Genomic DNA, 26142 nt, shown 5'->3' on the forward strand with positions numbered 1-26142 from the left:
GCGTAGGCGGGACTAGGGTGCGCGCATGGACGCCGGCCTGCACCTGCCCACCGTGGCGGTCGTCACCAGCGTCTTCGCCGCCGTGGCCCTCGTCGTCACCCTCGTGCGCTGGCGACGGGCCCGCCCAGGCTTCATCTCCGTCACCGACCACGCCACCTACGAGACCCTCCACACGGCGTCCCTCGCGGCGCGGCACCTCGCCGACGGGTTCACCGACGACGGGTGCGAGCGGGCGGCGCCCTACCTGCGGGCGATGCTCGCCACGCCGGGCCTGGCCGTCTGCGACACCTCCGCCGTCGTCGTCTGGGAGGGCGAAGGGAGACACCACCTGCCTGCCGTGATGGACCAGGCCGCGGCGGTCCTCACCTCTGGTCAGCCAGTCGTGCTCGGCCCAGACGTCGTCACGTGCACCTCGACGGAGTGCCCGATCCGGGCGGCGGTCATCGCCCCGGTGACGGTCGACGACCGGGTCATCGGCGCCATCGCCGGCTACGGTCCGACGGTCTCGGCAGGTCTGGCCCGCGCGGCCGGCGAGGTCGCGGCCTGGGTCGCGACGCAGGTCGAGCTCGCCGACCTGTCCTACGAGCGCACCCGGGCCATGGAGGCCGAGCTGCGCGCCCTGCGGGCGCAGATCTCCCCGCACTTCATCTACAACTCGCTGACGGCCATCGCCTCCTTCGTGCGGACCGACCCGGCGCGGGCCCGCGAGCTGCTCCTCGAGTTCGCCGACTTCACCCGCTACGCGCTGCGCCGCGACGGGGCCTTCACGACGGTGAGCGAGGAACTGCGCAATGTCGAGCGCTACCTCGTCCTCGAGCAGGCGCGCTTCGGCGAGCGCCTGGGCATCACCCTCAAGATCGCGCCCGAGGTGCTGCCGGTGCGCGTTCCCTACCTCGCCATCCAGCCGCTGGTCGAAAATGCCGTCCGCCACGGCCTCGCGCCCAAGGAGGGCCCGGGGCACGTGACACTCAGCGCGACGGACCACGGTTCGGTCGCGGAGTTCAGCGTCGACGACGACGGGGTCGGTGCCCACCCCGAGACGATCCGCAAGGTGCTCGACGGCCAGTCCCGCGCCGACTCGGTCGGCCTGGGCAATGTCGACGCCCGCCTGCGCCAGGTCTACGGCGAGGAGTACGGACTGGTCGTCGACACCGCTCCGGGGGCCGGGATGCGTGTCTCCTTCCGGGTGCCCAAGTACTCCCCTGCCCTCGAGGATCCGGCCTAGTGTGGTGCCCATGCCGCCCCGCCCCACCGCGCTGACCGTCCTCGTCGTCGACGACGAGGCCCCGGCGCGCAACGAGGTCGCCTGGTTGCTCGACCAGGACGAGCGCGTCGGGCGCGTGCTCACCGCCTCGAGCGGCACGACCGCCCTCGCGGCCCTCGAGCGCGAGCACGTCGACGTCGTCTTCAGCGACATCTCGATGCCGGGCCTCGACGGCATGCAGCTGGCCCGGGTCATCCGCCGCTTCAGCGAGCGCCCCCAGGTCGTCTTCGTCACCGCCCACGACTCCCACGCCGTCGACGCCTTCGACCTCGACGCCGTCGACTACCTCATGAAGCCGGTGCGCCCCGAGCGCATCGGCGAGGCGGTGCGCCGCTGCCTCGCCGCGACCGAGCTCCGAGAGGAGGAGCCCGCGGCGCCGGGCGAGGACGACGAGACGATCCCCGTCGAGCTCGGTGGGGTCACCCGGTTCGTCCGGCGCAGCGAGATCCGGTGGGTGCAGGCGCAGGGCGACTACGCGCGGCTGCACACCCCGACCGGGTCGCACCTCGTGCGCATCCCCCTGGCGACCCTCGAGGAGCGCTGGGCCGAGGCCGGCTTCGTACGCATCCACCGCTCCACGCTCGTGTCGACCCGGCACATCAGCGAGATCCACAACGACGGCGGCCGCTGCACGGTCCTCGTCGACGGGACCGAGCTGCAGGTCAGCCGTCGGCACACGCGCCACCTGCGCGGCACCCTCCTGCGGCCCCGGCCGACGACGGATTGACGTGAGCACCCCGCCGCAGCGGGTGCGCGTCACTCGGTCCCGCCGCCCCGTCCGCTCCGCCCGTCGTCGCACGGTCCGCGAGGAGATCGTCGACGAGTCGCGACTGGGCTCCACCTATGTCAACTCGCTGCGCCGGGCCCAGCTCCACCTCTCCCTCGGCACCATCGCGGTCGGCCTGGTGACGATCGGGGCCCTGCCCCTCCTCTTCGCCCTCGTCCCCGCGCTGCGCGGCACCGGCGTGATGGGCCTGCCCTTCGCCTGGGTCGTCCTCGGCCTGCTCGTCTACCCCGCCGTCGTGCTCACCGCGCGCTGGTACGTCCGGGCCACCGAGCGTCTCGAGGCCGACTTCAGCGAGCTCGTCAGCCGCCGATGAGCCAGCCGCTCAGCGTCCTCGCGATCCTCCTCGTCTGCCTCACGACGCTCACCCTCGGCGCCCTCGGGCTGCGTCTGGCGAAGGGGACGAGCGACTTCTACGTCGCCGGCCGCACGGTCACCCCGTGGCGCAATGCCAGCGCCATCGGCGGCGAGTACCTCTCCGCCGCGAGCTATCTCGGGGTCGCCGGCCTCGTCTACGACCGCGGCGTCGACATGCTGTGGATGCCGGTCGGCTACACCGTCGGCTACCTTGTCCTGCTCATCCTCGTCGCCGCCCCCCTTCGCCGCTCCGGGGCCTACACGCTCCCCGACTTCGCCGAGACCCGGCTCGAGTCGGCCACGCTGCGTCGGGGGTGCGCGCTGCTCGTCGTCGGCATCGGCTGGCTCTACCTGCTCCCGCAGATGCAGGGGGCCGGCCTCGCGCTGCGGCACGTCAGCGGGGCGCCCACGTGGGTCGGTGCCGGCGTGCTGACGGTCATCGTGACGCTCAACGTCGTCGCCGGCGGCATGCGCTCGGTGACGCTCGTGCAGTCCGTGCAGTACTGGATCAAGCTGTCGGCGATCGCCGTCCCCGCCTTCGTCCTGCTCGCCGTGTGGCACCGCAGCGGTGCCCCGGCACCGCAGGCCGACACCTCCTGGTGGGAGCCGCTCACCGGTGACGCGCCGGGTCGCACCCTCTTCACGACCTACAGCACCCTCGCCGCGTTGTGCCTGGGCACGATGGGCCTGCCGCACATCGCGGTGCGCTTCTACACCAACCCCGACGGCGTCGCCGCCCGCCGCACGACCGTCTCCGTGCTCGCGCTGCTGTCGCTCTTCTACCTCTTCCCGCCGATCTACGGCTTCCTCGGCCGCGCCTACCTCGACCCGTCGGAGATCTCGGACGACCCGAGCCGCACGGTCGTGCTCGCCCTGCCGGGCGCGATGCTGCCCGGCCTCGACGGCCAGCTGCTCACCGCGCTGGCCGCCGGCGGCGCCTTCGCCGCCTTCCTCGCGACGGCCTCCGGCGTGACGATGTCGGTCGCGGGAGCCATCGACCAGGACGTCCTGCGACCGCTCGCCGCCCGTGTGACGCACGGCGACGCCAGCCCCTCGGCCTCCTTCCGCATCGCCGCCGCGACCGGGGTCCTCGCCCCCTTCGTCGTCGCCATCACCGCCGCCCCCATCGGCATCTCGTCGGCCGTCGGCCATGCCTTCGCCATCGCCGCGGCGACCTTCGCCCCGCTGCTGATCCTCGGCGTCTGGTGGCCACGACTCACGGCGAAGGGAGCGGCCGCGGGCATCACCGTCGGTGGCGTCACGACCCTCTTCGCCGCCCTCGTGTCCGTCACCGACCTCGCCCCGGGCGGCTGGCCGGGCGCGCTGCTCGCGGCTCCCACCGCGTGGGCCACACCCCTGGCCTTCGCCGTGACGATGCTCGTCTCGCTCGTCACGCCGCGGCCGCGCCGGTGGGCCCGCACGATGAGCCGGCTGCACGCGCCCGAGGACGTCCTCGCCGAGGCCTGACCGCTCGTCGCGCTCACGGCGCCGCTCACCGCACGGGGCGCGCCCGCACGGCGACGTCAGCACCCGCCGACCGCCGCACGGCCCGTCGCACCGCCGGCCGGGGTGTGCGCTGCGCCACTCTGGCGGCGTTCGGTCACCGATGCCCGGACCCACCCACGACCCGGAGGTGAGCCATGAGCAACGACGCTCAGTCGCTCGGCGAGAGATACATCGCCGTCCAGGAGTCGGAGGAGTTCGGCCAGCTGCGCCGGACCTTCCGCCGCTTCGTCTTCCCCATCACCGCGTTCTTCCTCGCGTGGTACTTCCTCTACGTCCTGCTGTCGATGTACGCGCCCGGCTTCATGGGCACCAAGGTCCTCGGCAACATCAACATCGGCCTGCTGCTCGGCCTCGGGCAGTTCGTCACGACCTTCGCGATCACCATCGCCTACATCCGCTGGGCCGGCCGGGTCTTCGACCCCGCCGCCGAGGCCCTCGCGGCGCAGGTCGGATCGCACGAGACCCCGGAGGTGGACGGATGACCGCCCTCGTCCCCGCGGCCACGGCCACGGGCTCCCCGGCCCTGAACATCACGATCTTCGTCGTCTTCGTCGTCGCGACCCTCGCGATCGTCATCAAGGTGGCGGCCGGCCACAAGACGGCGAGCCAGATGTACACGGGTGGTGCCGCCTTCTCCGGTCGGCAAAATGGTCTAGCCATCGCCGGCGACTATCTGTCGGCGGCGAGCTTCCTCGGCATCGCCGGCGCCATCGCCCTGCAGGGCTACGACGGCTTCCTCTACTCGATCGGCTTCCTCGTCGCGTGGCTCGTCGCGCTGCTGCTCGTCGCCGAGCTCTTCCGCAACACGGGCCGCTTCACCCTCGCCGACGTGCTCTCCTACCGACTGCAGCAGCGGCCGATCCGCATCGCGACGTCGAGCTCGGTGCTCGCGGTGTCCTTCTTCTACCTGCTTGCGCAGATGGCCGGCGCCGGCGGCCTCGTCTCGCTGCTCCTGGGCGTCGACGGTGCCTTTGCGCAGAACGTCGTCATCGCGGTCGTCGGCATCGTCATGGTCGCCTACGTGATGATCGGCGGCATGAAGGGCACCACCTGGGTGCAGATGATCAAGGCCGTCCTGCTGATCTTCGCCACGGCCATCATGACCGTGTGGGTGCTCGGCAAGTTCGGGCTCAACTTCTCCTCGCTCATGCAGCAGGCCGTCGAGCGCAACCCCGCGGCCGGCGAAAAGCTCCTCGAGCCCGGCCTGAAGTACGGCCTCACCCACACGACGAAGATCGACTTCATCTCGCTCTCGCTCGCCCTCGTCCTCGGCACGGCCGGCCTGCCGCACGTGCTGCAGCGCTTCTACACCGTCCCGACGGCCAAGCAGGCCCGCAAGTCGGTCGAGTGGGCCATCTGGCTCATCGGTGGCTTCTACCTGCTGACCCTCGTCATCGGCTACGGCGCCGGCGCCCTCGTCGGCCCGGAGACGATCAACGCTGCCCCGGGCAAGGCCAATGCCGCCGCCCCGCTGCTCGCCTACGAGCTCGGCGGCTCGTGGCTGCTCGGCATCGTCTCCGGCATCGCCTTCGCGACGATCCTCGCGGTCGTGGCCGGTCTGACGATCACGGCCAGTGCGAGCTTCGCCCACGACCTGTACAACCAGGTCTTCAAGCGGGGTCAGGCCACCCAGGAGGAGGAGGTCAAGGTCTCGCGCTACGCGGCGATCGGGACCGGCGTCGTCGCGATCCTCGGCGGCATGCTCGCCAAGGACCAGAACATCGCCTTCCTCGTGGCGCTGGCCTTCGCCGTCGCGGCGAGCGCCAACCTCCCGACGATCCTCTACAGCCTCTTCTGGCGTCGCTTCAACACCCGCGGTGCCCTGTGGTCGATCTACGGCGGTCTCGCCTCGGCCCTGCTGCTCATCATCTTCTCGCCCGTGGTGTCCGGCAAGCCGGTCGACCCCGCGACGGGCAAGAGCGGCTCGATGCTCCAGGGCGTCGACTTCCACTGGTTCCCGCTGGACAACCCGGGCCTGGTCTCGATCCCGCTCGGCTTCTTCCTCGGGTGGCTGGGCACGGTGACGAGCAAGGAGTTCAACCGCGCGAAGTACGCCGAGATGGAGGTGCGCAGCCTCACCGGTCACGGGGTGGCCGAGGTCATCGACCACTGACCGCCCGGTCGTCGCACCCTCGCCGACGACGCAGGACGAAGGGGGGAGAGCTGCGGCTCTCCCCCCTTCGTCCTGTCCTCAGGCGTTGGCCGGGACGCTCGTGCCGGCTCCGCGGCGCCGGATGGCCGGCGCGGTCCCCGCCGCGCCGACGCTCGCCGGATCGTCGGCACCGAGGACGGTGAACCCGTGGTCGGCGATGAGCGTCAGGTCGTCCTCGGCGCTCTGCCCTTCGGCGGTGAGGTAGTCACCGAGGAAGAGCGAGTTGGCCACCTGCAGCGCCATGCCCTGCAGGCTCCGCAGGTGCATCTCGCGACCGGCGGCCATCCGCAGCTCGGCGGCAGGCGAGATCAGCCGGGCGGCGGCGAGGATGCGCAGGCAGCGCAGCGGGGTCAGCTCCCAGGTCTCCTGCTTGGGCGTCCCGTCGAAGGGGATGAGGAAGTTGACCGGCACCGAGTCCGAGCCCATATCCCGCAGCGCGACGAGCGCCTCGACGAGCTGCTCGTCGCTCTCCCCCAGGCCGGCGATCAGGCCGCTGCACGCGGACAGGCCCGCGCCCTGCGCCATCGCGACGGTGCGCACCCGGTCCTCGTAGGTGTGCGTGGTGACGATCGACTCGTGGTGCGACTCGGCGGTGTTGATGTTGTGGTTGTAGGCGTCGACGCCGGCCTCGCGCAGCCGGTCGGCCTGGCCGTCGCGCAGCAGGCCGAGGCAGGCGCAGACCTCGACCTCGGGGTTCTCCTCCTTGATCGCGCCGACCATGCCCGCGACTCGCTCGATGTCTCGGTCGGTCGGGCCACGGCCACTGGCGACCATGCACACGCGCGAGGCGCCACCGCGCACGCCGGCGCGGGCCTGGTCGAGGGCCTCGTCCTCCTTGAGCCAGGTGTACTTGAGGATCTCGCTCGTGGACCCCAGCGCCTGCGAGCAGTAGCCGCAGTCCTCCGGGCAGAGTCCGGACTTGAGGTTGACGAGGTAGTTGACCTTGACGGTCATGCCGAAGTGCGCGCGGCGCAGCCGGGCGATGGCCGCGACCGCGTCGAAGACGTCCTCGTCCGGGCAGCGCAGGATCGTCAGCGCGTCCTCGGGGGTGGCCTCGGCTCCTGCGAGGACCCCCTCGACGATCTCGTCATAGGTGGTCATGGTCATCCCTTCATCCGTGTCTTCCAGACTGGTCGTCGCCCACACCCCGGGCATGGAGCGCCTCCCCCCGCAGCCGCGCGTCACGCACGACCCGCACGACGAAGGGGGTGAGGATCGCCCTGGGGTTGCGCTCCAGGCCGCGCGCCCGCGCCGCGTCCCTCGTCTCGGTCGCCACCTCCGCGGTGGCGGGCACGGCCCGGAGCGCGAGCGAGATCGCCAGCGCGACGCGGTCGGCGCGCACGCCGAACCTGCGGAGCGGGCGCATGGCCCGCTCCACGGCGTCGAGCATGTCGTCGACCCGGGTCGTCGTCGTGACGAGGCTCGCGAGCAGGACCAGCGCCAGGAGGTCACCGACGGTCTCGCCGGCACGGGGCCAGCCCGCCTGCCAGGTGAGCCAGACCCCCAGGGCGACCGTCACGAGGACGGGCCCGCGCAGGGCGGCCACGAGGACCCGCAGGGGCGTGCCGGCGACGACGAGCAGGGCGAGGGCAGTGCCCGCGGCGAGGCCAGCCGACGGCCAGCCATCCGCGAGGGCCAGCCCGACGCCGGCGGCGGCGAGCAGGCTGAGCTTGGCGCCCGCCGGGAGCCGGTGGACGAGCGAGGTCCCGGGGCGGTGGGCCGTCAGCAGCATGCCGCCACCCGGGCGCGGTAGTGGTGGACGACGTCGGCCGCGGGACCATCGGCCACGACCCGGCCCCCGTCGACGAGGACCGCCCGGTCGCACCGGCCGGCGAGCTCGAGGTCGTGGGTGACGAGCACGACCTGCTGCGGCAGCCCCATGAGCAGGTCACCGACGCGTCGGGAGGCTGCCAGGTCGAGCAGCGTCGTCGGCTCGTCGGCGACGAGGACGTCCGGACCGGTGGCAAGGGCGCTCGCCAGGGCGAGCAGCTGGGCCTGCCCACCGGAGAGGGCGTGGACGCTGCGGTGGGCCAGGTCGGCCAGACCGTGCTGCTCGAGCACCTCGGCCACGGCCGCGTCGCGGCCCCGCCGGTCGGGCCGTGCGGCCCTCAGCGACAAGGCAACGTCCTCGGCGACCGTCGGCATGACGAGCTGTGCGTGCGGGTCGGTGAAGGTGAAGGCCACCCGACGCCGGACCTCGCGGCCGCGGCGCGCGACATCGACACCGTCGACGTGCACGGCACCCGTCGTGGCGGTGACGAGACCGTTGACGAGGCGGGCCAGGGTCGACTTCCCGGCGCCGTTGGGACCGATGAGCGCCACACGCGCCTCGCTGACGAGCAGGCTCGTCTCGTCGAGCACGAGCAGGTCGCCGGTCGCCGTGGGCCGGCGGACCGTGACCCGGTCGAGCTCGATGCGCGCCATCAGGCGCGGCGACGCAGCAGGTCGGGGAAGGCGCGGTGCACCGCGCCCGCGACGAGGACGGTCGCGGCCAGCTTGATCAGGTCGCCGATCCAGAAGGCACCGTCGACGGTCGCGGCCGCATGCCACCCGAGTCCCGCGCGCAGGTGCAGGCCGACGATGCCGGCGGCGTGGACGACCACGAGCGCGAGCAGCCCTCCCGCTGTGAGCACCCACGCCGTCCCGCGGCCGGCGCGTCGGACGGCGACCGTGGCCACGGTCCCGATGATCGCCGCCCCGACGACGAAACCGAGGATGTACCCACCGGTCGGGCCGACGAGCACCGGCAGCCCGGCCTTGCCATTGGCGAAGACGGGGAGTCCGATCATCCCGATGAGGATCCACAGGAGGACAGCGAGAGCGCCGCGCCGGGCTCCGAGGACGGCGCCCGCGAGGAGCACCCCGAAGGTCTGCAAGGTGATCGGCGCGAAGACCGAGAGGTTGACAGCGGGCAGGATCGAGCACACCGCGATCAGAGCGGCGAGGGAGGAGACGAGGGCCAGGTCGGTGCTCGCCGTGGCGGCCCGGGTGGCCGGAGCCGTGGTCATGTTGCCGAATCCCCTCGTTGGATGAACGCCGTTCACTCAGGTGAACGGCGTTCAGGTTAGTGGCGCCGACGACGTGTGGTCAACTGGACCCCCGATCTCGACCCGCTTCGAAGGGAGCGCCCGTGCCGCCCACGCGACGGACCCGCCAGGAGCCGCTCTCGCACGAACGGATCGTCGCCACGGCCCTGAGCCTGCTCTCCCGGGTCGGCCTGCCCGACCTGACGATGCGCGCCATCGGAACCGAGCTCGGGGTGCAGCAGAGCGCGCTCTACCACCACTTCGCCAACAAACAGGCGGTGCTCGGGGCCGTCGCTGACGAGATCATCGCGCGCGCGCCCCGCCCACCGACAGCGGGCGACGCTCCCTGGCAGGAGCGGGTACAGGAGCGCTGCGCGCAGCTGCACGCCGCGGTCACCGCCTACCCCGACGGGGCGGACCTGGTGATGAGCATGTGGGCCTTCGGGATGGGCGGGCAGGCGCCCTTCGACGAGCTGTGCCTGCTGCTGCGCGATGCCGGCATCTCCCCGGCCGTGGCACCGACCGCCGCACGCACGCTGCTGCACTTCGTCTACGGGCACGCCTACGACGAGCAGTCGCACGAGCAGGCCGCGCGCTCTGGGATCCTCACCGCCGAGCGCGAGCCGACTGACTTCGGCACCGGTCTGCGCATCCTCGTCTCAGGCATCGAGGCACACGGCGGCACCGGCTGACCGGTCACGTGGCGGCCTGCACGAGTCCCCGCTGCTCGGCCGCTCGCCGCAGCGCGGCGGCCTTCTCGTCGTCGACGGTCACGAAGAAGTCGCCGACGACGTCCTCGAGATGGTCCATCGAGCGGGCCGCGAAGAGCACCGGCTGGTAGGCCGTGATGTCGTAGTTGAGCGTGCCCATGTCGGCCAGGTCGAGCTCGCGGATCTCCATGTGGCCGAACTCCTGGATCTCACCGAAGCTCGACAGGATCCCGGCACCGTAGGCCTTGAGGTCGCTCCCCTCGTGCATCACCCCGAACTCGATCGAGAACCAGAAGACGTCCGCCACGAGCTTCATGGCCTCGTCGGTCTGCAGGCGCAGCGAGGCCTGGCCCGCGGCCTCGGTGATCGCCGCCAGTCGCGTGCTGGCGAGCTGGTTGGCGTGGCCGATGACCTCGTGGATGATGTCCGGCTCCGGCGTGTAGAGCGGCTGCGAGTCGTGCCGCAGGTACTGCGTGGAGTTGAAGGTGCGGGACCCGAGGTCAGCATAGAAGTCACGAAGGGGGACCAGCCCCGGCGCACAGACGTAGGACCAGCCGGTGAGCGGTACGAGTCGCTCGCTCACCTCGGCGAGCTGGGGCACGTGGTCGGTCGGCAGGTCGAGGCGGGCCTTGGCCTCGAGGTACTCACGGTGGGCATGACGCTCGTGCAGCGGGGCCAGCTCGGCGCTCACCCGACGCCAGATCTCGTGCTCGGCCTCGGTGTAGGCGATGGTCGGGACGGGGTCGCGTCCTCGGTCCCAGCCCAGCGCGGCGCCGGCGATCTCCCCCCTTCGCCGCAGGTACTCGCGGTCCTCGCGACCCGGGTGCGTGTCGGCCAGGTGGACCTCGACGGTCCCGTCCTCGTGCTCGGTGACAGGTGAGTACAGCTGTCCCTCGGTGAACACGTCAACCACCTCCTTGTGATCAGCCAACCGTCGCAGACCTGCGCTGTCTGCACCACAGATCGCCAACACGCTGGGCAGACTGCCCAGAATCGAACCGCCTAGGTCCGCCGCGTCCTGAGCACTGTGCCCACCTGCTGCGTGAGCCGCTCGTCGGCAGGTGGCCGCAGTCGGACCGCTCGTCGTGCCCCTCCCCTCGCCCGGCGATGCACCACCCCCCGCCGTTGTGCTCGTCGCCACGGCGGGAGAAGGTAGGAGGTGGACACAGGTCCGCGCGAGGGCGCGCGGACCCACTCAACGAGGAGGACATGTGACGGACTACGCCCCCACCCCCGAGTTCACCGAGCAGGCCGTGGGCAAGGCCTCGCTCTACGACGAGGCCGAGGACCACGAGGCCTTCTGGGCCGCGAGGGCCCGGGAGTACGTCACGTGGAGCACGGACTTCGACACCACGCTCGACTGGAGCGATGCTCCCTTCGCCAAGTGGTTCATCGGCGGTGAGCTCAACGCCGCCTACAACTGCGTCGACCGCCACGTCGAGGCCGGCAACGGCGATCGCGTCGCGCTGCACGTCGTCGGCGCCAACGGCGACGACCGCACCATCACCTATGCCGACCTCCAGCGAGAGGTGTGCAAGGCGGCCAATGCCCTCACCTCCCTCGGTGTGGCGAAGGGGGACCGCGTCGCCATCTACATGCCGATGATCGCCGAGGCCGTCATCGCGATGCTCGCCTGCGCTCGCATCGGCGCGCCGCACTCCGTCGTCTTCGGCGGCTTCTCCTCCGACGCCCTCAAGGCGCGCATCGAGGACGGTGAGGCGAAGGTCGTCATCACCTCCGACGGCCAGTTCCGCAAGGGCAAGGCCATGCCGCTCAAGGACGCCGTCGACCGCGCGGTCCCCGGCACGACCGCGGGCAAGGTCCTCGTCGTCCAGCGCACCGGCATCGACGTCACCTGGGACGACGAGCGTGACGTGTGGTGGCACGACGTCGTGGACTCCGCGTCCGACGAGCACGAGGCGCAGCCGCACGACAGCGAGCACCCGCTCTTCATCCTCTACACCTCCGGCACGACCGGTAAGCCGAAGGGGATCCTGCACACGACCGGCGGCTACCTCACCCAGGCGGCCTACACCAATGCCGTCGTCCACGACGTGCACCCCGAGACCGACGTCTACTGGTGCACGGCCGACATCGGCTGGGTGACCGGTCACAGCTACATCGTCTACGGTCCGCTGGCCAACGGCGCGACCCAGGTGCTCTTCGAGGGCACCCCCGACAGCCCGCACCAGGGCATCTTCTGGGAGATCATCCAGAAGTACGGCGTCAGCATCCTCTACACCGCCCCGACGGCGATCCGCACCTTCATGAAGTGGGGCGCGGACATCCCGGAGAAGTACAACCTGTCGTCCATCCGCGTGCTCGGCTCGGTCGGCGAGCCGATCAACCCGGAGGCCTGGCGCTGGTACCGGGACAACATCGGCGGGGGCAGCGCCCCGATCGTCGACACGTGGTGGCAGACGGAGACCGGCGCGATCATGAACTCGCCGCTCCCCGGCGTCACGACCCTCGAGCCCGGCAGCTCCCAGCACCCCATCCCGGGCATCAGCGCCGAGATCCTCGACGACGAGGGCCAACCGCTCACCGAGCCCGAGAAGGTCGGCTACCTCGTGCTCACCAAGCCCTGGCCGTCGATGCTGCGTGGCATCTGGGGCGACCCGGAGCGCTACAAGGACACCTACTGGAGCCGCTTCGGTCCCGAGTACTACTTCGCCGGCGACGGCGCGAAGTACGACGACAAGGGCAACATCTGGATCCTCGGTCGGGTCGACGACGTCATGAACGTCTCCGGCCACCGGCTCTCGACCGCCGAGATCGAGTCGGCCCTCGTCTCCCACCCCAGGGTGGCCGAGGCCGCGGTCGTGGGCGCGAGCGACGAGACGACCGGTCAGGCCGTCGTCGCCTTCGTCATCCTGCGCCAGGACGGCGACGACGCTGGCGGGGCCGAGGGTGACGACCTCGCGCAGGAGCTGCGTGCGCACGTCGGTGAGCAGATCGGCCCGATCGCCAAGCCGCGTCAGGTGATGATCGTCGACGAGCTGCCCAAGACGCGCTCGGGCAAGATCATGCGCCGCCTGCTCAAGGACGTGGCAGAGAACCGCGAGATCGGTGATGTCACCACCCTCGCCGACTCGTCCGTCATGAACCTCATCAAGGACGGGATGGCCAAGCCGGCATCTGACTGACCACCACCGACGAAGGGGGCCCGCCAGCTCGGCGGGCCCCCTTCGTCATGTGTGCACTCCCCCAGGAATGACCGTGCCCGGGGAGGAATGCGCGCTCTCCCCGGGAATGCAAGAAGCCCCCCAGCGACTCGCTGGGGGGCTTCTTGTGAATGTTTGTCCGGCTGCGTCCTACTCTCCCACACCGTCACCAGTGCAGTACCATCGGCGCTGAAGGGCTTAGCTTCCGGGTTCGGAATGGGACCGGGCGTTTCCCCTTCGCTATGACAGCCGAAACTCTATGGAAATACAGTGGACGTGCATTGTGTCCCGACCGTATCTCGGGAACTGCACAGTGGACGCGAACATCGTTCTTTTTTACGCAACACGAAGGTTGTGTGTGTATCAAGTTATCGGCTTATTAGTACCAGTCAGCTACATGCATTGCTGCACTTCCACATCTGGCCTATCAACCCAGTCGTCTACTGGGAGCCTCTCGGAGCTAAGCTCCATGGAAACCTCATCTTGAGACATGCTTCCCGCTTAGATGCTTTCAGCGGTTATCACTCCCGAACGTAGCTAATGAGCGGTGCCCTTGGCAGAACAACTCACACACCAGAGGTTCGTCCAACCCGGTCCTCTCGTACTAAGGTCAGCCTCTCTCAAGTTTCCTACGCGCACAGCGGATAGGGACCGAACTGTCTCACGACGTTCTAAACCCAGCTCGCGTGCCGCTTTAATGGGCGAACAGCCCAACCCTTGGGAGCTACTCCACCCCCAGGATGCGACGAGCCGACATCGAGGTGCCAAACCATCCCGTCGATATGGACTCTTGGGGAAGATCAGCCTGTTATCCCCGGGGTACCTTTTATCCGTTGAGCGACGGCGCTTCCACAAGCCACCGTCGGGTCACTAGTTCCGACTTTCGTCCCTGCTCGACATGTCTGTCTCGCAGTCAAGCTCCCTTGTACACTTGCACTCGCCACCTGATTGCCAACCAGGCTGAGGGAACCTTTGAGCGCCTCCGTTACATTTTAGGAGGCAACCGCCCCAGTTAAACTACCCACCAGGCAATGTCCCTGATCCGGATCACGGACCGAGGTTAGATAACCAGAACGACCAGAGTGGTATTTCAACGATGACTCCACACACACTGGCGTGCATGCTTCACAGTCTCCCACCTATCCTACACAAGCCGTCCCGATCACCAATACCAAGCTATAGTGAAGGTCCCGGGGTCTTTCCGTCCTGCTGCGCGTAACGAGCATCTTTACTCGTAGTGCAATTTCGCCGAGTTCGCGGTTGAGACAGTGGAGAAGTCGTTACGCCATTCGTGCAGGTCGGAACTTACCCGACAAGGAATTTCGCTACCTTAGGATGGTTATAGTTACCACCGCCGTTTACTGGGGCTTAAATTCTCAGCTTCGCCCACAAGGGGCTAACCGGTCCTCTTAACCTTCCAGCACCGGGCAGGCGTCAGTCCGTATACATCGTCTTGCGACTTCGCACGGACCTGTGTTTTTAGTAAACAGTCGCTTCTCCCTGGTCTCTGCGGCCCTTTCCCCTAGCCCGTAAAGAGCTTCAGGGTCCGGGCCCCCCTTCTCCCGAAGTTACGGGGGCATTTTGCCGAATTCCTTAACCACGATTCACTCGATCGCCTTGGTATTCTCTACCTAACCACCTGAGTCGGTTTGGGGTACGGGCGGCTCGAACCTCGCTAGAGGATTTTCTCGGCAGCATAGGATCACCCTGCTTCCCTCAAAAGAGGTCACCATCAGGCCTTGGGAACATGCCAGGCGGATTTGCCTACCTGACTCCCTACACCCTTGGACGTGGACAACCATCGCCACGCGGAGGCTACCTTCCTGCGTCTCCCCATCACTTGACTACTACCAGCTCGGGTCGCGCGTTCCACTCACCAGCGCAACCCCGAAGGGTCACTAACGATGAGCTTCAGGCGCTTAGCATCACTGGATTCATCATGGGCGGTTCTTCGCCGGTTCCGGAATATCAACCGGATGTCCATCGACTACGCCTGTCGGCCTCGCCTTAGGTCCCGACTTACCCAGGGCAGATTAGCTTGACCCTGGAACCCTTGGTTATTCGGCGGACGGGTTTCTCACCCGTCATTCGCTACTCATGCCTGCATTCTCACTCGTGTGGCATCCACGACTGGATCACTCCGCCGCTTCACTCGCCACACGACGCTCCCCTACCCATCAACACGCCTGGACACCACAAGGGTGCCGAGCAGTGTGTCAATGCCACAGCTTCGGTGGTGTGCTTGAGCCCCGCTACATTGTCGGCGCGGAATCACTTGACCAGTGAGCTATTACGCACTCTTTAAAGGGTGGCTGCTTCTAAGCCAACCTCCTGGTTGTCACGGCAACTCCACATCCTTTTCCACTTAGCACACGCTTAGGGACCTTAGCTGGTGATCTGGGCTGTTTCCCTCTCGACTACGGAGCTTATCCCCCGCAGTCTCACTGCCACGCTCTCACTTACCGGCATTCGGAGTTTGGCTAACGTCAGTAACCTGGTGAGGCCCATTAGCTATCCAGTAGCTCTACCTCCGGTAAGAAACACGTGACGCTGCACCTAAATGCATTTCGGGGAGAACCAGCTATCACGGAGTTTGATTGGCCTTTCACCCCTACCCACAGCTCATCCCCTCAGTTTTCAACCTAAGTGGGTTCGGTCCTCCACGACGTCTTACCGTCGCTTCAACCTGGCCATGGGTAGATCACTCCGCTTCGGGTCTAGACCCAGCGACTAAACGCCCTATTCGGACTCGCTTTCGCTACGGCTTCCCCACACGGGTTAACCTCGCCACTGAGCACTAACTCGCAGGCTCATTCTTCAAAAGGCACGCCGTCACCCCACAAGGAGGCTCCGACGGATTGTAAGCGCACGGTTTCAGGATCTATTTCACTCCCCTCCCGGGGTACTTTTCACCTTTCCCTCACGGTACTTGTCCGCTATCGGTCACCAGGGAATATTTAGGCTTAACGGGTGGTCCCGCCAGATTCACACGGGATTTCTCGGGCCCCGTGCTACTTGGGAAAAATCATCCGGAGTCCACACCATTTCGTCTACGGGGGTCGCACCCTCTGTGCCGAGCCATTCAAGACTCTTCGACTATGACGTGAATTTCTTACTCCAGCCCAGAATGTCAGTCCTGAGACAGAAAATCCCACAACCCCGAACCTGCAACGCCTGACAGCTATCACACAAGCTCGGTTTGGCCTCATCCGCTTTCGCTCGCCACTACTCACGGAATCACTATTGTTTTCTCTTCCTGCGGGTACTGAGATGTTTCACTTCCCCGCGTTCCCTCTACCTGCCCTATATATTCAGACAGGAGTGACTGGACTTGCCTCCAGCCGGGTTTCCCCATTCGGAAATCCTCGGATCAAAGTCTGGTTATCGACTCCCCGAGGCTTATCGCAGATTCCTACGTCCTTCTTCGGTTCCTGGTGCCAAGGCATCCACCGTGCGCCCTTAAAAACTTGAGCCACAAAGATAAAGATGCTCGCGTCCACTGTGTAGTTCTCAACATACGGGCGGCAACCCCACCAGATGATCACACCCACACCCACAACGAGCGCGGTATACGACCAGGCAAGGCCCACAACCCAACCCCAACAACCGTAATCATCGGGGTCGTGGTCCATGAAGCTTCACTCGCGTGAACCCTCAGGACCCAACAACGTGTCAGACACCCACCCAGGCAGCTCATGCGTTCCACTGTCACCACTCCAAAAGGAGCAGGTGATCGGTACTAACAACAGCCACACCAGGCAAGCGTCAAATAATCGATGTTCCACCCGAGCACCTACTGCCAGACACTCGCCGGCAGCTAGGCTCTGGACCACCAAACGGTGGCCAGTGCTCCTTAGAAAGGAGGTGATCCAGCCGCACCTTCCGGTACGGCTACCTTGTTACGACTTAGTCCCAATCGCCAGTCCCACCTTCGACGGCTCCCCCCACAAGGGTTGGGCCACCGGCTTCGGGTGTTACCGACCGACTTTCGTGACTTGACGGGCGGTGTGTACAAGGCCCGGGAACGTATTCACCGCAGCGTTGCTGATCTGCGATTACTAGCGACTCCGACTTCATGGGGTCGAGTTGCAGACCCCAATCCGAACTGAGACCGGTTTTTTGGGATTCGCTCCACCTTGCGGTATCGCAGCCCTTTGTACCGGCCATTGTAGCATGCGTGAAGCCCAAGACATAAGGGGCATGATGATTTGACGTCATCCCCACCTTCCTCCGAGTTGACCCCGGCAGTCTTCCATGAGTCCCCACCATGACGTGCTGGCAACATAGAACGAGGGTTGCGCTCGTTGCGGGACTTAACCCAACATCTCACGACACGAGCTGACGACAACCATGCACCACCTGTATACCGACCCAAAGGGGGCAACCATCTCTGGAAGTTTCCGGTATATGTCAAGCCTTGGTAAGGTTCTTCGCGTTGCATCGAATTAATCCGCATGCTCCGCCGCTTGTGCGGGCCCCCGTCAATTCCTTTGAGTTTTAGCCTTGCGGCCGTACTCCCCAGGCGGGGCGCTTAATGCGTTAGCTGCGGCACGGAACTCGTGGAATGAGTCCCACACCTAGCGCCCAACGTTTACGGCATGGACTACCAGGGTATCTAATCCTGTTCGCTCCCCATGCTTTCGCTTCTCAGCGTCAGTAGTGGCCCAGAGACCTGCCTTCGCCATCGGTGTTCCTCCTGATATCTGCGCATTTCACCGCTACACCAGGAATTCCAGTCTCCCCTACCACACTCTAGTCTGCCCGTACCCACTGCAAGTCCGGGGTTGAGCCCCGGATTTTCACAGCAGACGCGACAAACCGCCTACAAGCTCTTTACGCCCAATAATTCCGGACAACGCTCGCACCCTACGTATTACCGCGGCTGCTGGCACGTAGTTAGCCGGTGCTTCTTCTGCAGGTACCGTCACTTTCGCTTCTTCCCTGCTGAAAGAGGTTTACAACCCGAAGGCCGTCATCCCTCACGCGGCGTCGCTGCATCAGGCTTTCGCCCATTGTGCAATATTCCCCACTGCTGCCTCCCGTAGGAGTCTGGGCCGTGTCTCAGTCCCAGTGTGGCCGGTCGCCCTCTCAGGCCGGCTACCCGTCGTCGCCTTGGTGAGCCATTACCTCACCAACAAGCTGATAGGCCGCGAGCCCATCCCAAACCGAAAAACTTTCCAGACCATAACCATGCGGCTTGATCTCGTATCCAGTATTAGACGCCGTTTCCAGCGCTTATTCCAGAGTCTGGGGCAGGTTGCTCACGTGTTACTCACCCGTTCGCCACTGATCCACTCCAGCAAGCTGGAGCTTCACCGTTCGACTTGCATGTGTTAAGCACGCCGCCAGCGTTCGTCCTGAGCCAGGATCAAACTCTCCGTTGATGATTAAAAACCCCAACACCCACCGAAGCGAGCATCAGAGCCAATCAGTAACCCAACAAAGGGCTGAACCATGACTGAGCAAGAACAACCAGCGCAATCGCTGAGTTCATTCATTGTCAACCAAAGGAAAAAATTCATCCGACCAATCACACCCAACCCCACGAACGCAGGACCAGGCACAACCAGCCAAGACGAGGTATTGGCATCGATTTTTGACACGCTGTTGAGTTCTCAAGATTCACACGCACACCCATCACCACCCACCGTCTCCGGCCAGATGCTTCAAGGGGCAACTTCTCTAACTTACCACTGTCCATGCTTGGGCGCCAACTTCGTGATCCGCTCTTGGAGCGGCCGTTGTTGATCGCGCTTGGATCTTCAGCGGTGGCCCACCGTAGCAGCGGGGCTGCTCGGTTCCAAATCCGCGGTTCCGACCTGATCGACCGGATCCGAGTAACTCGGATGAGGGCTGTCAGCTCGCGGGACCGGCCTGCCTGGGGTGACTTCTCGAGTCACCGCTTGGTGTCCGTTCCTCCCTCTCGGGCTGACGTCGAGAACATTAGATCACCGATGCCGCAGACGCCAAATCGCCTCTGCCGGAGGCCCTCAGACCCCTCATCGGGGCCCAGGTCCCGCGCTGGATCATCACCGTGCGGAGCACATCCGGCCGGTCGGTGATGATCCCGTCGACCCCCATGTCGAGCAGCTCGTGCATCAGCCGGGGCTCGTCGACGGTCCACACGACGACGCGCACCCCCAGCCGGTGAGCCCGGCGCACGAGCGAGGCGGAGTGGATCGGCAGCCGGCCCAGCTGGACGGGGACGTGGGCGAAGCGCCCGCGCACCACGGCCGCCGGTGGCTGCAGTCCCGCCTTGGATGCGGAGATGAGGGCGGTGAGCGATCGCCATCCCAGTGCCGTGCGCACGTGCGGTGCCTGCGAGGCGAGCAGGTGCAGCCACCCGTCCCAGGCGCCGGCGACGCACACCCGCTCTGCGTAGTCACGTCGCTGGAGCAACCGCGCCATCGGCGCGATCGCCGCCCGGTCCTTGAGGTCGACGGTGAAGCAGGCGTCCGGGAAGCTCCGCAGCGCCTCCTCGAGGGTGGGGATCGGCTCGGTCCCACCCACACGCACGTGACGATCGAGGTCGGCCAGGGTGTGGGCGCCGACGCGCCCGGTCCCCGTGGTGACCCGGTCGAGGGTGTCGTCGTGGAAGCAGACGAGCTGACCGTCGGCCGTGAGCTTGACGTCCGACTCGAGGTAGCGCAGGCCCAGAGCCGTGGAGATGGCGAAGGCAGCCAAGGTGTTCTCGGGCGCCAGGTGGGCCCCACCGCGGTGCGCGATCGCGAGCGGCTCCGTCTCCTCGCCGTAGCTCATACCCCGATGGTGGACCCCCTTCGCCCCTCGTGCCGACCACAACGGGGGTGTGGTGCACAGGGTTCACCATGACTTCCCCGGGACGTTGCCGTCGCGTCGACGAAGGGAGGATGCCGGGCGCGCGGGAAACTCGTGGGTAGGCTGGGCGACCGAAGACGCCACCCCTGTGGCAGGTCACGTCGACACGAGCAGGAGCAGCATGAGCAACGATCACGCCCGCACCGGCAGCACCGACCCCGTCACCCGACGACTCGTCGGTCAGCCCGCACCCGGCGAGACCGAGCGCACCGTCGGTCAGCTCGTCTCCGACGCCACGCACGACATCTCGGCCCTCGTGCAGAGCGAGATCCAGCTGGCCAAGGCCGAGGTCACCAAGGGCCTGTCCTTCGGCGGCAAGGGCGCGGGCCTGCTCGCCGTCGCCGGCTTCCTCGCGCTGCTCGGCCTGATCTTCCTCTTCCACACGCTGGCCAGGGTCATCGCCATCTGGCTGCCCGTGTGGGCGGGCTACCTCATCATCACGGTCGTCCTCTTCCTCATCGCCGCTGGTCTGGGCTTCGTCGGCCTCAAGGCGCTGAAGAAGGCCAAGGAGAACACCGTCCCGCAGAAGGCGATCCGCAACGCCCAGGACACGGTCGCCGCGATCAAGCCGGGCAGCTGAACCCGCCCGACGCCGCGGCCGCCCTCGTCGACGGCCCGTGGGAGCACCGCTTCGTCTCGGCGAACGGCGCACGCTTCCACGTGGCCGTCACCGGGAGCGGGCCCCTCGTCCTCTTCGTCCACGGCTACCCGCAGTTCTGGTGGGCCTGGCGCCACCAGCTGCCGGCCGTCGCCGCACAGGGCTACCGGGCCGCCGCTGTGGACCTGCGCGGCTTCGGGGCCAGTGACAAGCCGCCCGCCGGCTACGACCTGGCGACGGCTTGCGACGACCTCGCCGCGATCGTCCGCAGCCTCGGCGCGGACGACGCGGCGCTCGTCGGTCTCGGTCTCGGCGGCTGGGTCGTGTGGAGCATGCCGACCCACCAGCCGGGCGTGACCCGGGCGATCGCCCCCTTCGGCGTCCCCCATCCCGCGGTCTTCCACCGCGCCATGTGGCGCCACCCCCTGCAGTGGCGGGCCAACCAGTACCTGCGCGCGATGCAGGCCCCCTTCGCCTCCGAGCGTCAGCCGCTCACCGTCTCCCGCCGGCTGAACGCCTGGTCCGGCAGCGACACCTCGTGGATCACCGACGAGGTCACCGAGCGCTACACCGAGGCGATGTCCGTCCCCTTCGCCGGGCAGGCCGCCGCCGAGTACCACCGCTGGTTCTACCGCTGCCGGCTCACGCCGAGCGGGGTGCGCTACCTGCACAAGCTGCAGGGCCGCATCGACGTGCCCGTGCTGCAGCTGCACGGCGCCGAGGACCACACCTCGCTGCCGGTGCTCGCCGCCGAGAGCTCTCGGTTCGTCGAGGGGCCGCTGGCCCGAGCCAGCGTGGCCGGCGCCGGGCACTTCGTGCCCGAGGAGGCTCCCGAGGAGGTCACCGACGCGCTCAGCGCGTGGTTGACCGCCGCACACCCTGCGTGAGGTAGGGCTTGACGTAGCGCCACGGGAGGCGACGCCGCCTCCCTTCGTCCCAGGGCTCGGTGAGCTTCGCCGCGTCGAGCAGGACACTCACCAGCTGGGCCGTGAAGCCCCACACGAAGAGGCCCGCGACCTCGAAGGCCGGCCCGACGTAACCGCTCGGCCCCTTGACCATGAAGCGGTTGGCGGGATCGACGAGATCCGCCACGGGGATGCGCTCCACGCGCGCCACCTCGCCGGGGTCGACGACGCGAAGGGGGCCCGGCTCCGGCGACCAGCCGAGCACCGGCGTGACGGCATTGCTGCTCGGGCTCAACCACAGGTCGGGGAAGGACCCGATGATCTCGATGCCGGCGGGATCGGCCCCGACCTCCTCCCACGTCTCGCGCAGGGCCGCCTCGACGGGGGTCTCGCCCGGGTCGAGCTTGCCGCCCGGGAAGGAGACCTGACCGGCATGGCTGCGCAGGTGGCCGGAACGCTCGGTGAGGACGATGTCGTGGCCGCTCTCCCCCGGCGAGACGAGCATCAGGACGGCGGAGCGGCGCTGCGGGTCCGGCGGCGGGGCGAAGTCGGTGAACCACGACGGGAGGTCGGCACGCAGGGCGGCCTCGGCCTCCAGCAGCCAGGTCGGCGGCGCCGGCGTCGCCGTCATCGTGCGGCTCCGGGGGCGAGCTCGTACTTGAGCAGCTTCGCCGCCTCGTCCGGGTCCGTCTCGCCCGCGCCGTATGACGGGCAGAGCCGGGCCACGGGGCAGGCGCCGCACGCGGGTCGGCGGGCGTGGCAGGTGCGCCGGCCGTGGAAGATCACCACGTGGCTGAGCATCGTCCACTCCTTGCGCGGGATGAGCGCACCGACGGCGTGCTCGACCTTGACCGGGTCCTCCTCGTCGGTCCAGCCCATGCGCCGGGAGAGCCGGCCGAAGTGGGTGTCGACGGTGATGCCCGGGACGTCGAAGGCATTGCCGAGGACGACATTGGCCGTCTTGCGACCGACGCCGGGGAGCTTGACGAGGTCCTGCAGACGGGGCGGGACCTCCCCTTCGTGCTCCTCGACGATCGCCGCAGCCAGCTTGAGGACGGAGTTGGTCTTCGCGCGGTAGAAGCCGGTGGGCCGCAGGACCTCCTCCATCTCCGTGCGGTCGGCGGCGGCCAGGTCGGCCGCCGTGGGCCACCGGGCGAAGAGGGTCGGCGTCACCTTGTTGACCATGACGTCGGTCGTCTGCGCGGACAGCACCGTGGCGACGAGGAGCTGGAGCGGGGTGTCGAAGTCGAGCTCGCAGTGGGCGTAGGGGTAGCGCTCGTGCAGCAGCCGGTACATCCGTCGGGCGCGGCGGGTCAGGGCGAGCGGGGACTCGACTCGATCGGCAGACACCCCCGCAGCCTAGGCCCCCTCGCGCGCGGCATCGTGGCACACTGCCCGGTGTGAACCTCGATGTCGTACGCCGCGCCCCGCTCTTCGCGACCCTTGACGACGCCGATGCCGCGCAGGTGATGGCGTCCATGACGCCTGTGCGCATGGAGCGCGGCGACGTCCTCTTCAACGAAGGGGACCAGGGTGACCGGCTCTACGTGATCACCGAGGGCAAGATCAAGCTCGGCCGCTCCTCCACCGACGGCCGCGAGAACCTGCTCGCGATCCTCGGCCCCTCCGAGATGCTCGGCGAGCTCAGCCTCTTCGACCCCGGTCCGCGCACCGCGACCGCGACCGCCGTCGCCGAGACCCAGCTCATCGGCCTGGGCAACGAGCAGCTGAGCCAGCTGCTCGGCGCGCACCCCCGCATCGCCGGCACGCTGCTCGCCGCGCTCGCGCGTCGGCTGCGCCGCACCAACGAAAACCTCGCCGACCTCGTCTTCACCGACGTCCCGGGTCGCGTCGCCAAGGCCCTGCTCGAGCTGAGCCAGCGCTTCGGCCGCCCGGTCGAGGACGGCGTCATGGTCGCCCACGACCTCACCCAGGAGGAGCTCGCCCAGCTCGTCGGCGCCTCCCGCGAGACGGTCAACAAGGCCCTCGCCGACTTCGCCTCGCGCGGTTGGCTGCGCCTCGAGGCCCGCGCGGTGCTCCTCACCGACGTCGAGCGCCTCCAGCGTCGCGCTCGCTGACCCGCACCCCTCTCGAAGGGCCCGGCCGCCTTTGGCGCCGGGCCCTTCGTGCGTGCCGTGGCGCCAGGTGACCCGCGGGTACGACGACCACTCGCGGGCCCGGCAGACTCCAGCGCCCGCAACACCGGGCATGTCGCCGTCCCCAGTGCCAGGAGTGATCGTCGTACCCGCGAGTCACCACCACCGGGCCCGCCGGTCCGACGCGGTCGAAGGGCAGGGTGGCCCGACCACGGGCGAGAGGCGGAAGCGGACGAATAGCGGGGGTGACCCGACCACGGGCGAGAGGCGGAAGCGGACGAAGGGCGGGGGTGACCCGACTCATGAAGAAGTCCGGCCGCATCACCGTGGTGAGCGGTCAGGACAAGCAGCCGGACTTCTTCTTAGGGCCACCCCCGCCCTTCGGGAGCGCACCCAGCCGCACCCGGAGTGCGGCGAGCGCCGGGGAGGCAGCAGCCGAGGCTCAGGCCGACTCGAGGTAGCGCAGCTGCGCGAGGACCGACATCCTGGCGGCCGGCCACACGGAGCGGTCGACGTCGGCGTACACGGTCGAGACGACCGCGTCGGCGTCGGTCGCGCCGTCGGCGACGGCGGCGCGCACCTGGTCGAGGCGTTCGCGGCGGTGCGTGCGGTAGAAGTCGACCATCGCGCTCGCGTCGGGGACGGTCGGGCCGTGGCCGGGCAGGATCGTGGCCACTCCCCCGTCGCCGGTGAGCGCCTTGATCCGCTCGAGCGAGTCGAGATAGGCGGCCAGCTCGCCGTCGGGGTGGGCGACGACGGTCGTGCCGCGCCCGAGGACGGTGTCGCCGGTGAGCAGGGCGTGGTCGGCGGCGAGCGCGAAGGAGACCGAGTCCGCCGTGTGCCCGGGGGTGGCGACGACCCGCACCTCGAGGTCGCCGGCCCGCAGGACGTCTCCGTCGGCGAGGTCGTCGTGGCCGCGCCCGACCGCCTGGACCGGAGCACCGGTCAGACGGGCGAGACGAGGCGCCCCCTCGCTGTGGTCGTGGTGCCCGTGGGTGAGCACGATGCGCGCGACCCGGGCACCGAGGGCGGCGACGTGGTCGACGACCCGCTGCTGGTGAGCAGCCTCGTCCTCACCCGGATCGATGACGATGGCCTCGCTCCCGCCGGGCGACAGGAGCACCCACGTGTTGGTGCCGTCGAGGGTCATGGGGCCGGGGTTGCCCTGAAGCAGGCAGTGCGCGTGCTCGGTGATCTGCCCCCCGGTCCACTGGCCGAAGGGGGCGGACGGCGCCGGGGCGACGGCGCTCACGGCAGGTCCGCCCGCATCGCCGGGCCGGCGTCGGTGTCGACGAGCCGGGGCATGATCGGCGCGATCGGCAGGTCCTGACCGAGGGCGCCACTCACGGTGGAGACCTCGGCGAGCTGCTCGAGGCAGACGAGGGTCGGCGGCATGAGCATGAGGTCGCCGTCCTCGAAGGCACCCAGCACGTCGCGCGGGTGCACCCACTCGGACAGGTCGGCCTCGCTCGTCTCGCCGTCGGGCTCCTGCCCCGGGGGCACGGCCGCGACGAAGAACCGGGTGTCGTAGCGACGCGGCTCGGCCTCGGGGGTGATCCAGTGCGCGCGGTAGCGCAGCAGGTCGCTGCGCAGGACGAGGTGGTGCTCGAGGAGCACCTGGCCGAAGCCGATCTCGTGGGCGACGAGCCGGGCACGCAGATCGCCGGCGACCTCGGGGTCGAGGAGCGGCGCCTCGTCCGCGCCGGCAGCGGTGCCGTCGCCCTCGGCGGACGCGGGCGAGGCGAGGAGCACGCCCGTCTCCTCGAAGATCTCGCGCACGGCCGCGGCGACGAGCATGCGCGCGCTCGCCTCGTCGGTGCCGAAGACCTCGGCCCACTCCTCGACGGAGGGCCCGGCCCAGGGCAGCTCGTCCTCGGCGTCACGGACGTCGACTCCCCCACCGGGGAAGACGTGCATCGAGGGCGCGAAGGCCATCGACGAGACCCGGCGCAGCATGAAGACCTCGAGCGGCCCCTCGTCGTCGCGCACGAGCATGACGGTCGACGCGAGCTTGGTCGGGGCCGGATCCGTCACCTCGGGACGGCTCCCGTCGAGACCGAGGAGGGACTCGCGCAGCGGCCCGAGGACGAAGTCGCGCTGGCCCATCAGTCGCGGAGCCTGACCGTCACCTCGACCTCGACCGGGGTCCCGAGCGGCAGCGCGGCCACCCCGACGGCAGAGCGGGCGTGCTCACCGGCGGCGCCGAAGACCTCGCCGAGGAGCTCGCTCGCGCCGTTGATGACTCCCGGCTGGCCGGTGAAGTCGGGGGCACTGGAGACGAAGCCGACGACCTTGACGACCTGCTCGATCCGGTCGAGGTCGCCGACGGCCGCACGGATCGCGGCGAGCGCGTTGATCGCGCACTGCCGGGCCGCGGCCTTGGCCTGCTCGGGGTCGACCTCGGCGCCGACGTGGCCGGTGACGGGCAGCTCACCGTCGACGAAGGGCAGCTGCCCGGAGGTCAGCACGTGGGTGCCGTCGACGATGGCCGGCACGTAGGCCCCGGCCGGGGCGGGCGGGTCCGTCAGCGTGATGGACAGCTCGGCGAGCCGCTCGTCGATGCGTCCCATCAGGCGCCCTTGGGTCGCTTGAGGTAGGCCACGAGGTTGCCCCCGTCGCCCTGCAGGACCTGGACGAGCTCCCAGCCGTCCTCGCCCCACTGGTCGAGGATCTGCTTGGTCGCGTGGACGATGAGCGGCACGGTGACGTACTCCCACTGGGTCATGTCGGCACCCTACTCGTA

Annotated in this window: 23 protein-coding genes and 3 rRNA genes; 11 read left to right on the forward strand and 15 right to left on the reverse strand. The window is 68.3% G+C overall.

The features are described 5' to 3' along the window. Window positions 1–25 precede the first annotated feature (25 nt). From ACQBJO_RS14070 to ACQBJO_RS14095, 6 genes are all read left to right on the forward strand, one after another. Complete coding sequence (locus ACQBJO_RS14070; protein ID WP_421008798.1) at window positions 26–1225, forward strand: sensor histidine kinase; 1200 nt, start codon at window positions 26–28, stop codon at window positions 1223–1225. 10 nt (window positions 1226–1235) lie between these two features. Continuing rightward, window positions 1236–1991 (forward strand): LytR/AlgR family response regulator transcription factor, encoded by a 756-nt coding sequence (locus ACQBJO_RS14075; protein ID WP_421008799.1) that lies wholly within the window; start codon window positions 1236–1238, stop codon window positions 1989–1991. Window position 1992: 1 nt separating this feature from the next. Continuing rightward, window positions 1993–2364 (forward strand): hypothetical protein, encoded by a 372-nt coding sequence (locus tag ACQBJO_RS14080; RefSeq protein ID WP_421008800.1) that lies wholly within the window; start codon window positions 1993–1995, stop codon window positions 2362–2364. Beyond that, complete coding sequence (locus ACQBJO_RS14085) at window positions 2361–3872, forward strand: cation acetate symporter (RefSeq protein WP_421008801.1); 1512 nt, start codon at window positions 2361–2363, stop codon at window positions 3870–3872. The genes ACQBJO_RS14080 and ACQBJO_RS14085 overlap by 4 nt, the downstream gene beginning before the upstream one ends. 173 nt (window positions 3873–4045) lie before the next feature. Further along, window positions 4046–4393 carry a DUF485 domain-containing protein gene (locus ACQBJO_RS14090; protein ID WP_255184375.1) on the forward strand — a complete coding sequence of 116 codons (348 nt, stop codon included), beginning with the start codon at window positions 4046–4048 and terminating at the stop codon, window positions 4391–4393. Further along, window positions 4390–6024 carry a solute symporter family protein gene (locus tag ACQBJO_RS14095; protein WP_255184376.1) on the forward strand — a complete coding sequence of 545 codons (1635 nt, stop codon included), beginning with the start codon at window positions 4390–4392 and terminating at the stop codon, window positions 6022–6024. Before ACQBJO_RS14090 ends, ACQBJO_RS14095 begins: the two co-directional genes overlap by 4 nt. 78 nt (window positions 6025–6102) lie before the next feature. Here ACQBJO_RS14095 and bioB read toward each other — a convergent pair whose 3' ends face one another. Genes bioB through ACQBJO_RS14115 form a run of 4 tightly spaced genes read right to left on the reverse strand, consistent with a single transcriptional unit; the run spans window position 6103 to window position 9071 of the window. Beyond that, on the reverse strand, window positions 6103–7164 hold the full coding sequence (bioB, locus tag ACQBJO_RS14100; protein ID WP_421008802.1) for a biotin synthase BioB: 1062 nt from the start codon (window positions 7162–7164) through the stop codon (window positions 6103–6105). A gap of 10 nt (window positions 7165–7174) precedes the next feature. Beyond that, window positions 7175–7795: an energy-coupling factor transporter transmembrane component T gene (locus ACQBJO_RS14105; RefSeq protein WP_421008803.1), complete on the reverse strand. Its 621-nt coding sequence runs from the start codon at window positions 7793–7795 to the stop codon at window positions 7175–7177. After that, the gene (locus tag ACQBJO_RS14110) at window positions 7786–8487 is read right to left on the reverse strand and encodes an energy-coupling factor ABC transporter ATP-binding protein (RefSeq protein ID WP_255184378.1); all 702 of its coding nucleotides are present in this window, start codon (window positions 8485–8487) and stop codon (window positions 7786–7788) included. The genes ACQBJO_RS14105 and ACQBJO_RS14110 overlap by 10 nt, the downstream gene beginning before the upstream one ends. Further along, window positions 8487–9071 carry a biotin transporter BioY gene (locus ACQBJO_RS14115; RefSeq protein WP_255184379.1) on the reverse strand — a complete coding sequence of 195 codons (585 nt, stop codon included), beginning with the start codon at window positions 9069–9071 and terminating at the stop codon, window positions 8487–8489. The genes ACQBJO_RS14110 and ACQBJO_RS14115 overlap by 1 nt, the downstream gene beginning before the upstream one ends. A gap of 122 nt (window positions 9072–9193) precedes the next feature. Here ACQBJO_RS14115 and ACQBJO_RS14120 point away from each other — a divergent pair, with 122 nt between their 5' ends. After that, complete coding sequence (locus ACQBJO_RS14120; protein WP_421008804.1) at window positions 9194–9781, forward strand: TetR/AcrR family transcriptional regulator C-terminal domain-containing protein; 588 nt, start codon at window positions 9194–9196, stop codon at window positions 9779–9781. 4 nt (window positions 9782–9785) lie between these two features. Here the strand turns inward: ACQBJO_RS14120 and ACQBJO_RS14125 are convergent, their stop codons facing one another. Continuing rightward, window positions 9786–10703 carry a phenylalanine 4-monooxygenase gene (locus ACQBJO_RS14125; protein ID WP_421008805.1) on the reverse strand — a complete coding sequence of 306 codons (918 nt, stop codon included), beginning with the start codon at window positions 10701–10703 and terminating at the stop codon, window positions 9786–9788. 307 nt (window positions 10704–11010) lie between these two features. On the opposite strand from ACQBJO_RS14125, the gene acs reads away from it, so the two are divergent. Next, on the forward strand, window positions 11011–12945 hold the full coding sequence (acs, locus tag ACQBJO_RS14130; RefSeq protein WP_421008806.1) for an acetate--CoA ligase: 1935 nt from the start codon (window positions 11011–11013) through the stop codon (window positions 12943–12945). Window positions 12946–13100: 155 nt separating this feature from the next. Here the strand turns inward: acs and rrf are convergent. From rrf to ACQBJO_RS14150, 4 genes are all read right to left on the reverse strand, one after another. Next, window positions 13101–13217 (reverse strand): 5S ribosomal RNA (rrf, locus tag ACQBJO_RS14135). A gap of 105 nt (window positions 13218–13322) precedes the next feature. Then, window positions 13323–16436 (reverse strand): 23S ribosomal RNA (locus tag ACQBJO_RS14140). A 384-nt stretch (window positions 16437–16820) separates the two neighbouring features. Then, window positions 16821–18347, reverse strand: a 16S ribosomal RNA gene (locus ACQBJO_RS14145). The 16S, 23S and 5S rRNA genes sit together here, the layout of an rRNA operon. 559 nt (window positions 18348–18906) lie before the next feature. Further along, a complete protein-coding gene (locus ACQBJO_RS14150; RefSeq protein ID WP_255184383.1) occupies window positions 18907–19722 on the reverse strand; it encodes a glycerophosphodiester phosphodiesterase family protein in 816 nt (271 codons plus the stop codon). Window positions 19723–19921: 199 nt separating this feature from the next. Between ACQBJO_RS14150 and ACQBJO_RS14155 the strand changes: the two genes are divergently transcribed. Together ACQBJO_RS14155 and ACQBJO_RS14160 are read left to right on the forward strand one after the other, a co-directional pair. Beyond that, window positions 19922–20380, forward strand: coding sequence for a phage holin family protein (locus ACQBJO_RS14155; RefSeq protein WP_255184384.1), 459 nt, complete (start codon window positions 19922–19924; stop codon window positions 20378–20380). 80 nt (window positions 20381–20460) lie between these two features. Then, complete coding sequence (locus tag ACQBJO_RS14160; RefSeq protein ID WP_421009123.1) at window positions 20461–21285, forward strand: alpha/beta fold hydrolase; 825 nt, start codon at window positions 20461–20463, stop codon at window positions 21283–21285. On the opposite strand, the gene ACQBJO_RS14165 is transcribed toward ACQBJO_RS14160, so the two are convergent. Both ACQBJO_RS14165 and nth read right to left on the reverse strand, forming a co-directional pair. Further along, window positions 21251–21934 carry an NUDIX hydrolase gene (locus ACQBJO_RS14165; RefSeq protein WP_421009124.1) on the reverse strand — a complete coding sequence of 228 codons (684 nt, stop codon included), beginning with the start codon at window positions 21932–21934 and terminating at the stop codon, window positions 21251–21253. The two genes, ACQBJO_RS14160 and ACQBJO_RS14165, sit on opposite strands and share 35 nt — an antisense overlap. Next, window positions 21931–22599 (reverse strand): endonuclease III, encoded by a 669-nt coding sequence (nth, locus tag ACQBJO_RS14170; RefSeq protein WP_421009155.1) that lies wholly within the window; start codon window positions 22597–22599, stop codon window positions 21931–21933. The genes ACQBJO_RS14165 and nth overlap by 4 nt, the downstream gene beginning before the upstream one ends. 104 nt (window positions 22600–22703) lie before the next feature. Here nth and ACQBJO_RS14175 point away from each other — a divergent pair, with 104 nt between their 5' ends. Beyond that, entirely contained in the window at window positions 22704–23381 is a 678-nt protein-coding gene (locus tag ACQBJO_RS14175) for a Crp/Fnr family transcriptional regulator (protein ID WP_421009125.1), read from the forward strand. Between the two features lie 460 nt (window positions 23382–23841). On the opposite strand, the gene ACQBJO_RS14180 is transcribed toward ACQBJO_RS14175, so the two are convergent. From ACQBJO_RS14180 to ACQBJO_RS14195, 4 genes are read right to left on the reverse strand one after another with little or no spacing between them, the layout of a single operon-like run. Beyond that, window positions 23842–24651 carry an MBL fold metallo-hydrolase gene (locus ACQBJO_RS14180; protein ID WP_421009126.1) on the reverse strand — a complete coding sequence of 270 codons (810 nt, stop codon included), beginning with the start codon at window positions 24649–24651 and terminating at the stop codon, window positions 23842–23844. Beyond that, complete coding sequence (locus ACQBJO_RS14185; RefSeq protein WP_421009127.1) at window positions 24648–25505, reverse strand: NUDIX hydrolase; 858 nt, start codon at window positions 25503–25505, stop codon at window positions 24648–24650. Before ACQBJO_RS14185 ends, ACQBJO_RS14180 begins: the two co-directional genes overlap by 4 nt. Continuing rightward, window positions 25505–25969, reverse strand: a complete 465-nt coding sequence (locus ACQBJO_RS14190) for a RidA family protein (protein WP_255184389.1) — start codon at window positions 25967–25969, stop codon at window positions 25505–25507. The genes ACQBJO_RS14185 and ACQBJO_RS14190 overlap by 1 nt, the downstream gene beginning before the upstream one ends. Then, window positions 25969–26124 (reverse strand): DUF4177 domain-containing protein, encoded by a 156-nt coding sequence (locus ACQBJO_RS14195; protein WP_130628263.1) that lies wholly within the window; start codon window positions 26122–26124, stop codon window positions 25969–25971. Before ACQBJO_RS14195 ends, ACQBJO_RS14190 begins: the two co-directional genes overlap by 1 nt. Window positions 26125–26142 lie beyond the last annotated feature (18 nt).

This window comes from Janibacter zhangyanbonis (assembly GCF_050507325.1).
Taxonomy (GTDB): Bacteria; Actinomycetota; Actinomycetes; order Actinomycetales; family Dermatophilaceae; genus Janibacter.

What these genes read in the sequence shown, in the direction of transcription:
- ACQBJO_RS14195 (WP_130628263.1), bottom strand. Translation starts at nt 26,124, where the DNA reads ATGACCCAGTGGGAGTACGTCACCGTGCCGCTCATCGTCCACGCGACC.
- bioB (WP_421008802.1), bottom strand. Translation starts at nt 7,164, where the DNA reads ATGACCACCTATGACGAGATCGTCGAGGGGGTCCTCGCAGGAGCCGAG.
- ACQBJO_RS14165 (WP_421009124.1), bottom strand. Translation starts at nt 21,934, where the DNA reads ATGACGGCGACGCCGGCGCCGCCGACCTGGCTGCTGGAGGCCGAGGCC.
- ACQBJO_RS14075 (WP_421008799.1), top strand. Translation starts at nt 1,236, where the DNA reads ATGCCGCCCCGCCCCACCGCGCTGACCGTCCTCGTCGTCGACGACGAG.
- ACQBJO_RS14095 (WP_255184376.1), top strand. Translation starts at nt 4,390, where the DNA reads ATGACCGCCCTCGTCCCCGCGGCCACGGCCACGGGCTCCCCGGCCCTG.
- ACQBJO_RS14105 (WP_421008803.1), bottom strand. Translation starts at nt 7,795, where the DNA reads ATGCTGCTGACGGCCCACCGCCCCGGGACCTCGCTCGTCCACCGGCTC.
- ACQBJO_RS14150 (WP_255184383.1), bottom strand. Translation starts at nt 19,722, where the DNA reads ATGAGCTACGGCGAGGAGACGGAGCCGCTCGCGATCGCGCACCGCGGT.
- ACQBJO_RS14110 (WP_255184378.1), bottom strand. Translation starts at nt 8,487, where the DNA reads ATGGCGCGCATCGAGCTCGACCGGGTCACGGTCCGCCGGCCCACGGCG.
- ACQBJO_RS14155 (WP_255184384.1), top strand. Translation starts at nt 19,922, where the DNA reads ATGAGCAACGATCACGCCCGCACCGGCAGCACCGACCCCGTCACCCGA.
- ACQBJO_RS14090 (WP_255184375.1), top strand. Translation starts at nt 4,046, where the DNA reads ATGAGCAACGACGCTCAGTCGCTCGGCGAGAGATACATCGCCGTCCAG.
- ACQBJO_RS14085 (WP_421008801.1), top strand. Translation starts at nt 2,361, where the DNA reads ATGAGCCAGCCGCTCAGCGTCCTCGCGATCCTCCTCGTCTGCCTCACG.
- ACQBJO_RS14070 (WP_421008798.1), top strand. Translation starts at nt 26, where the DNA reads ATGGACGCCGGCCTGCACCTGCCCACCGTGGCGGTCGTCACCAGCGTC.
- nth (WP_421009155.1), bottom strand. Translation starts at nt 22,599, where the DNA reads ATGTACCGGCTGCTGCACGAGCGCTACCCCTACGCCCACTGCGAGCTC.
- ACQBJO_RS14115 (WP_255184379.1), bottom strand. Translation starts at nt 9,071, where the DNA reads ATGACCACGGCTCCGGCCACCCGGGCCGCCACGGCGAGCACCGACCTG.
- ACQBJO_RS14185 (WP_421009127.1), bottom strand. Translation starts at nt 25,505, where the DNA reads ATGGGCCAGCGCGACTTCGTCCTCGGGCCGCTGCGCGAGTCCCTCCTC.
- ACQBJO_RS14190 (WP_255184389.1), bottom strand. Translation starts at nt 25,969, where the DNA reads ATGGGACGCATCGACGAGCGGCTCGCCGAGCTGTCCATCACGCTGACG.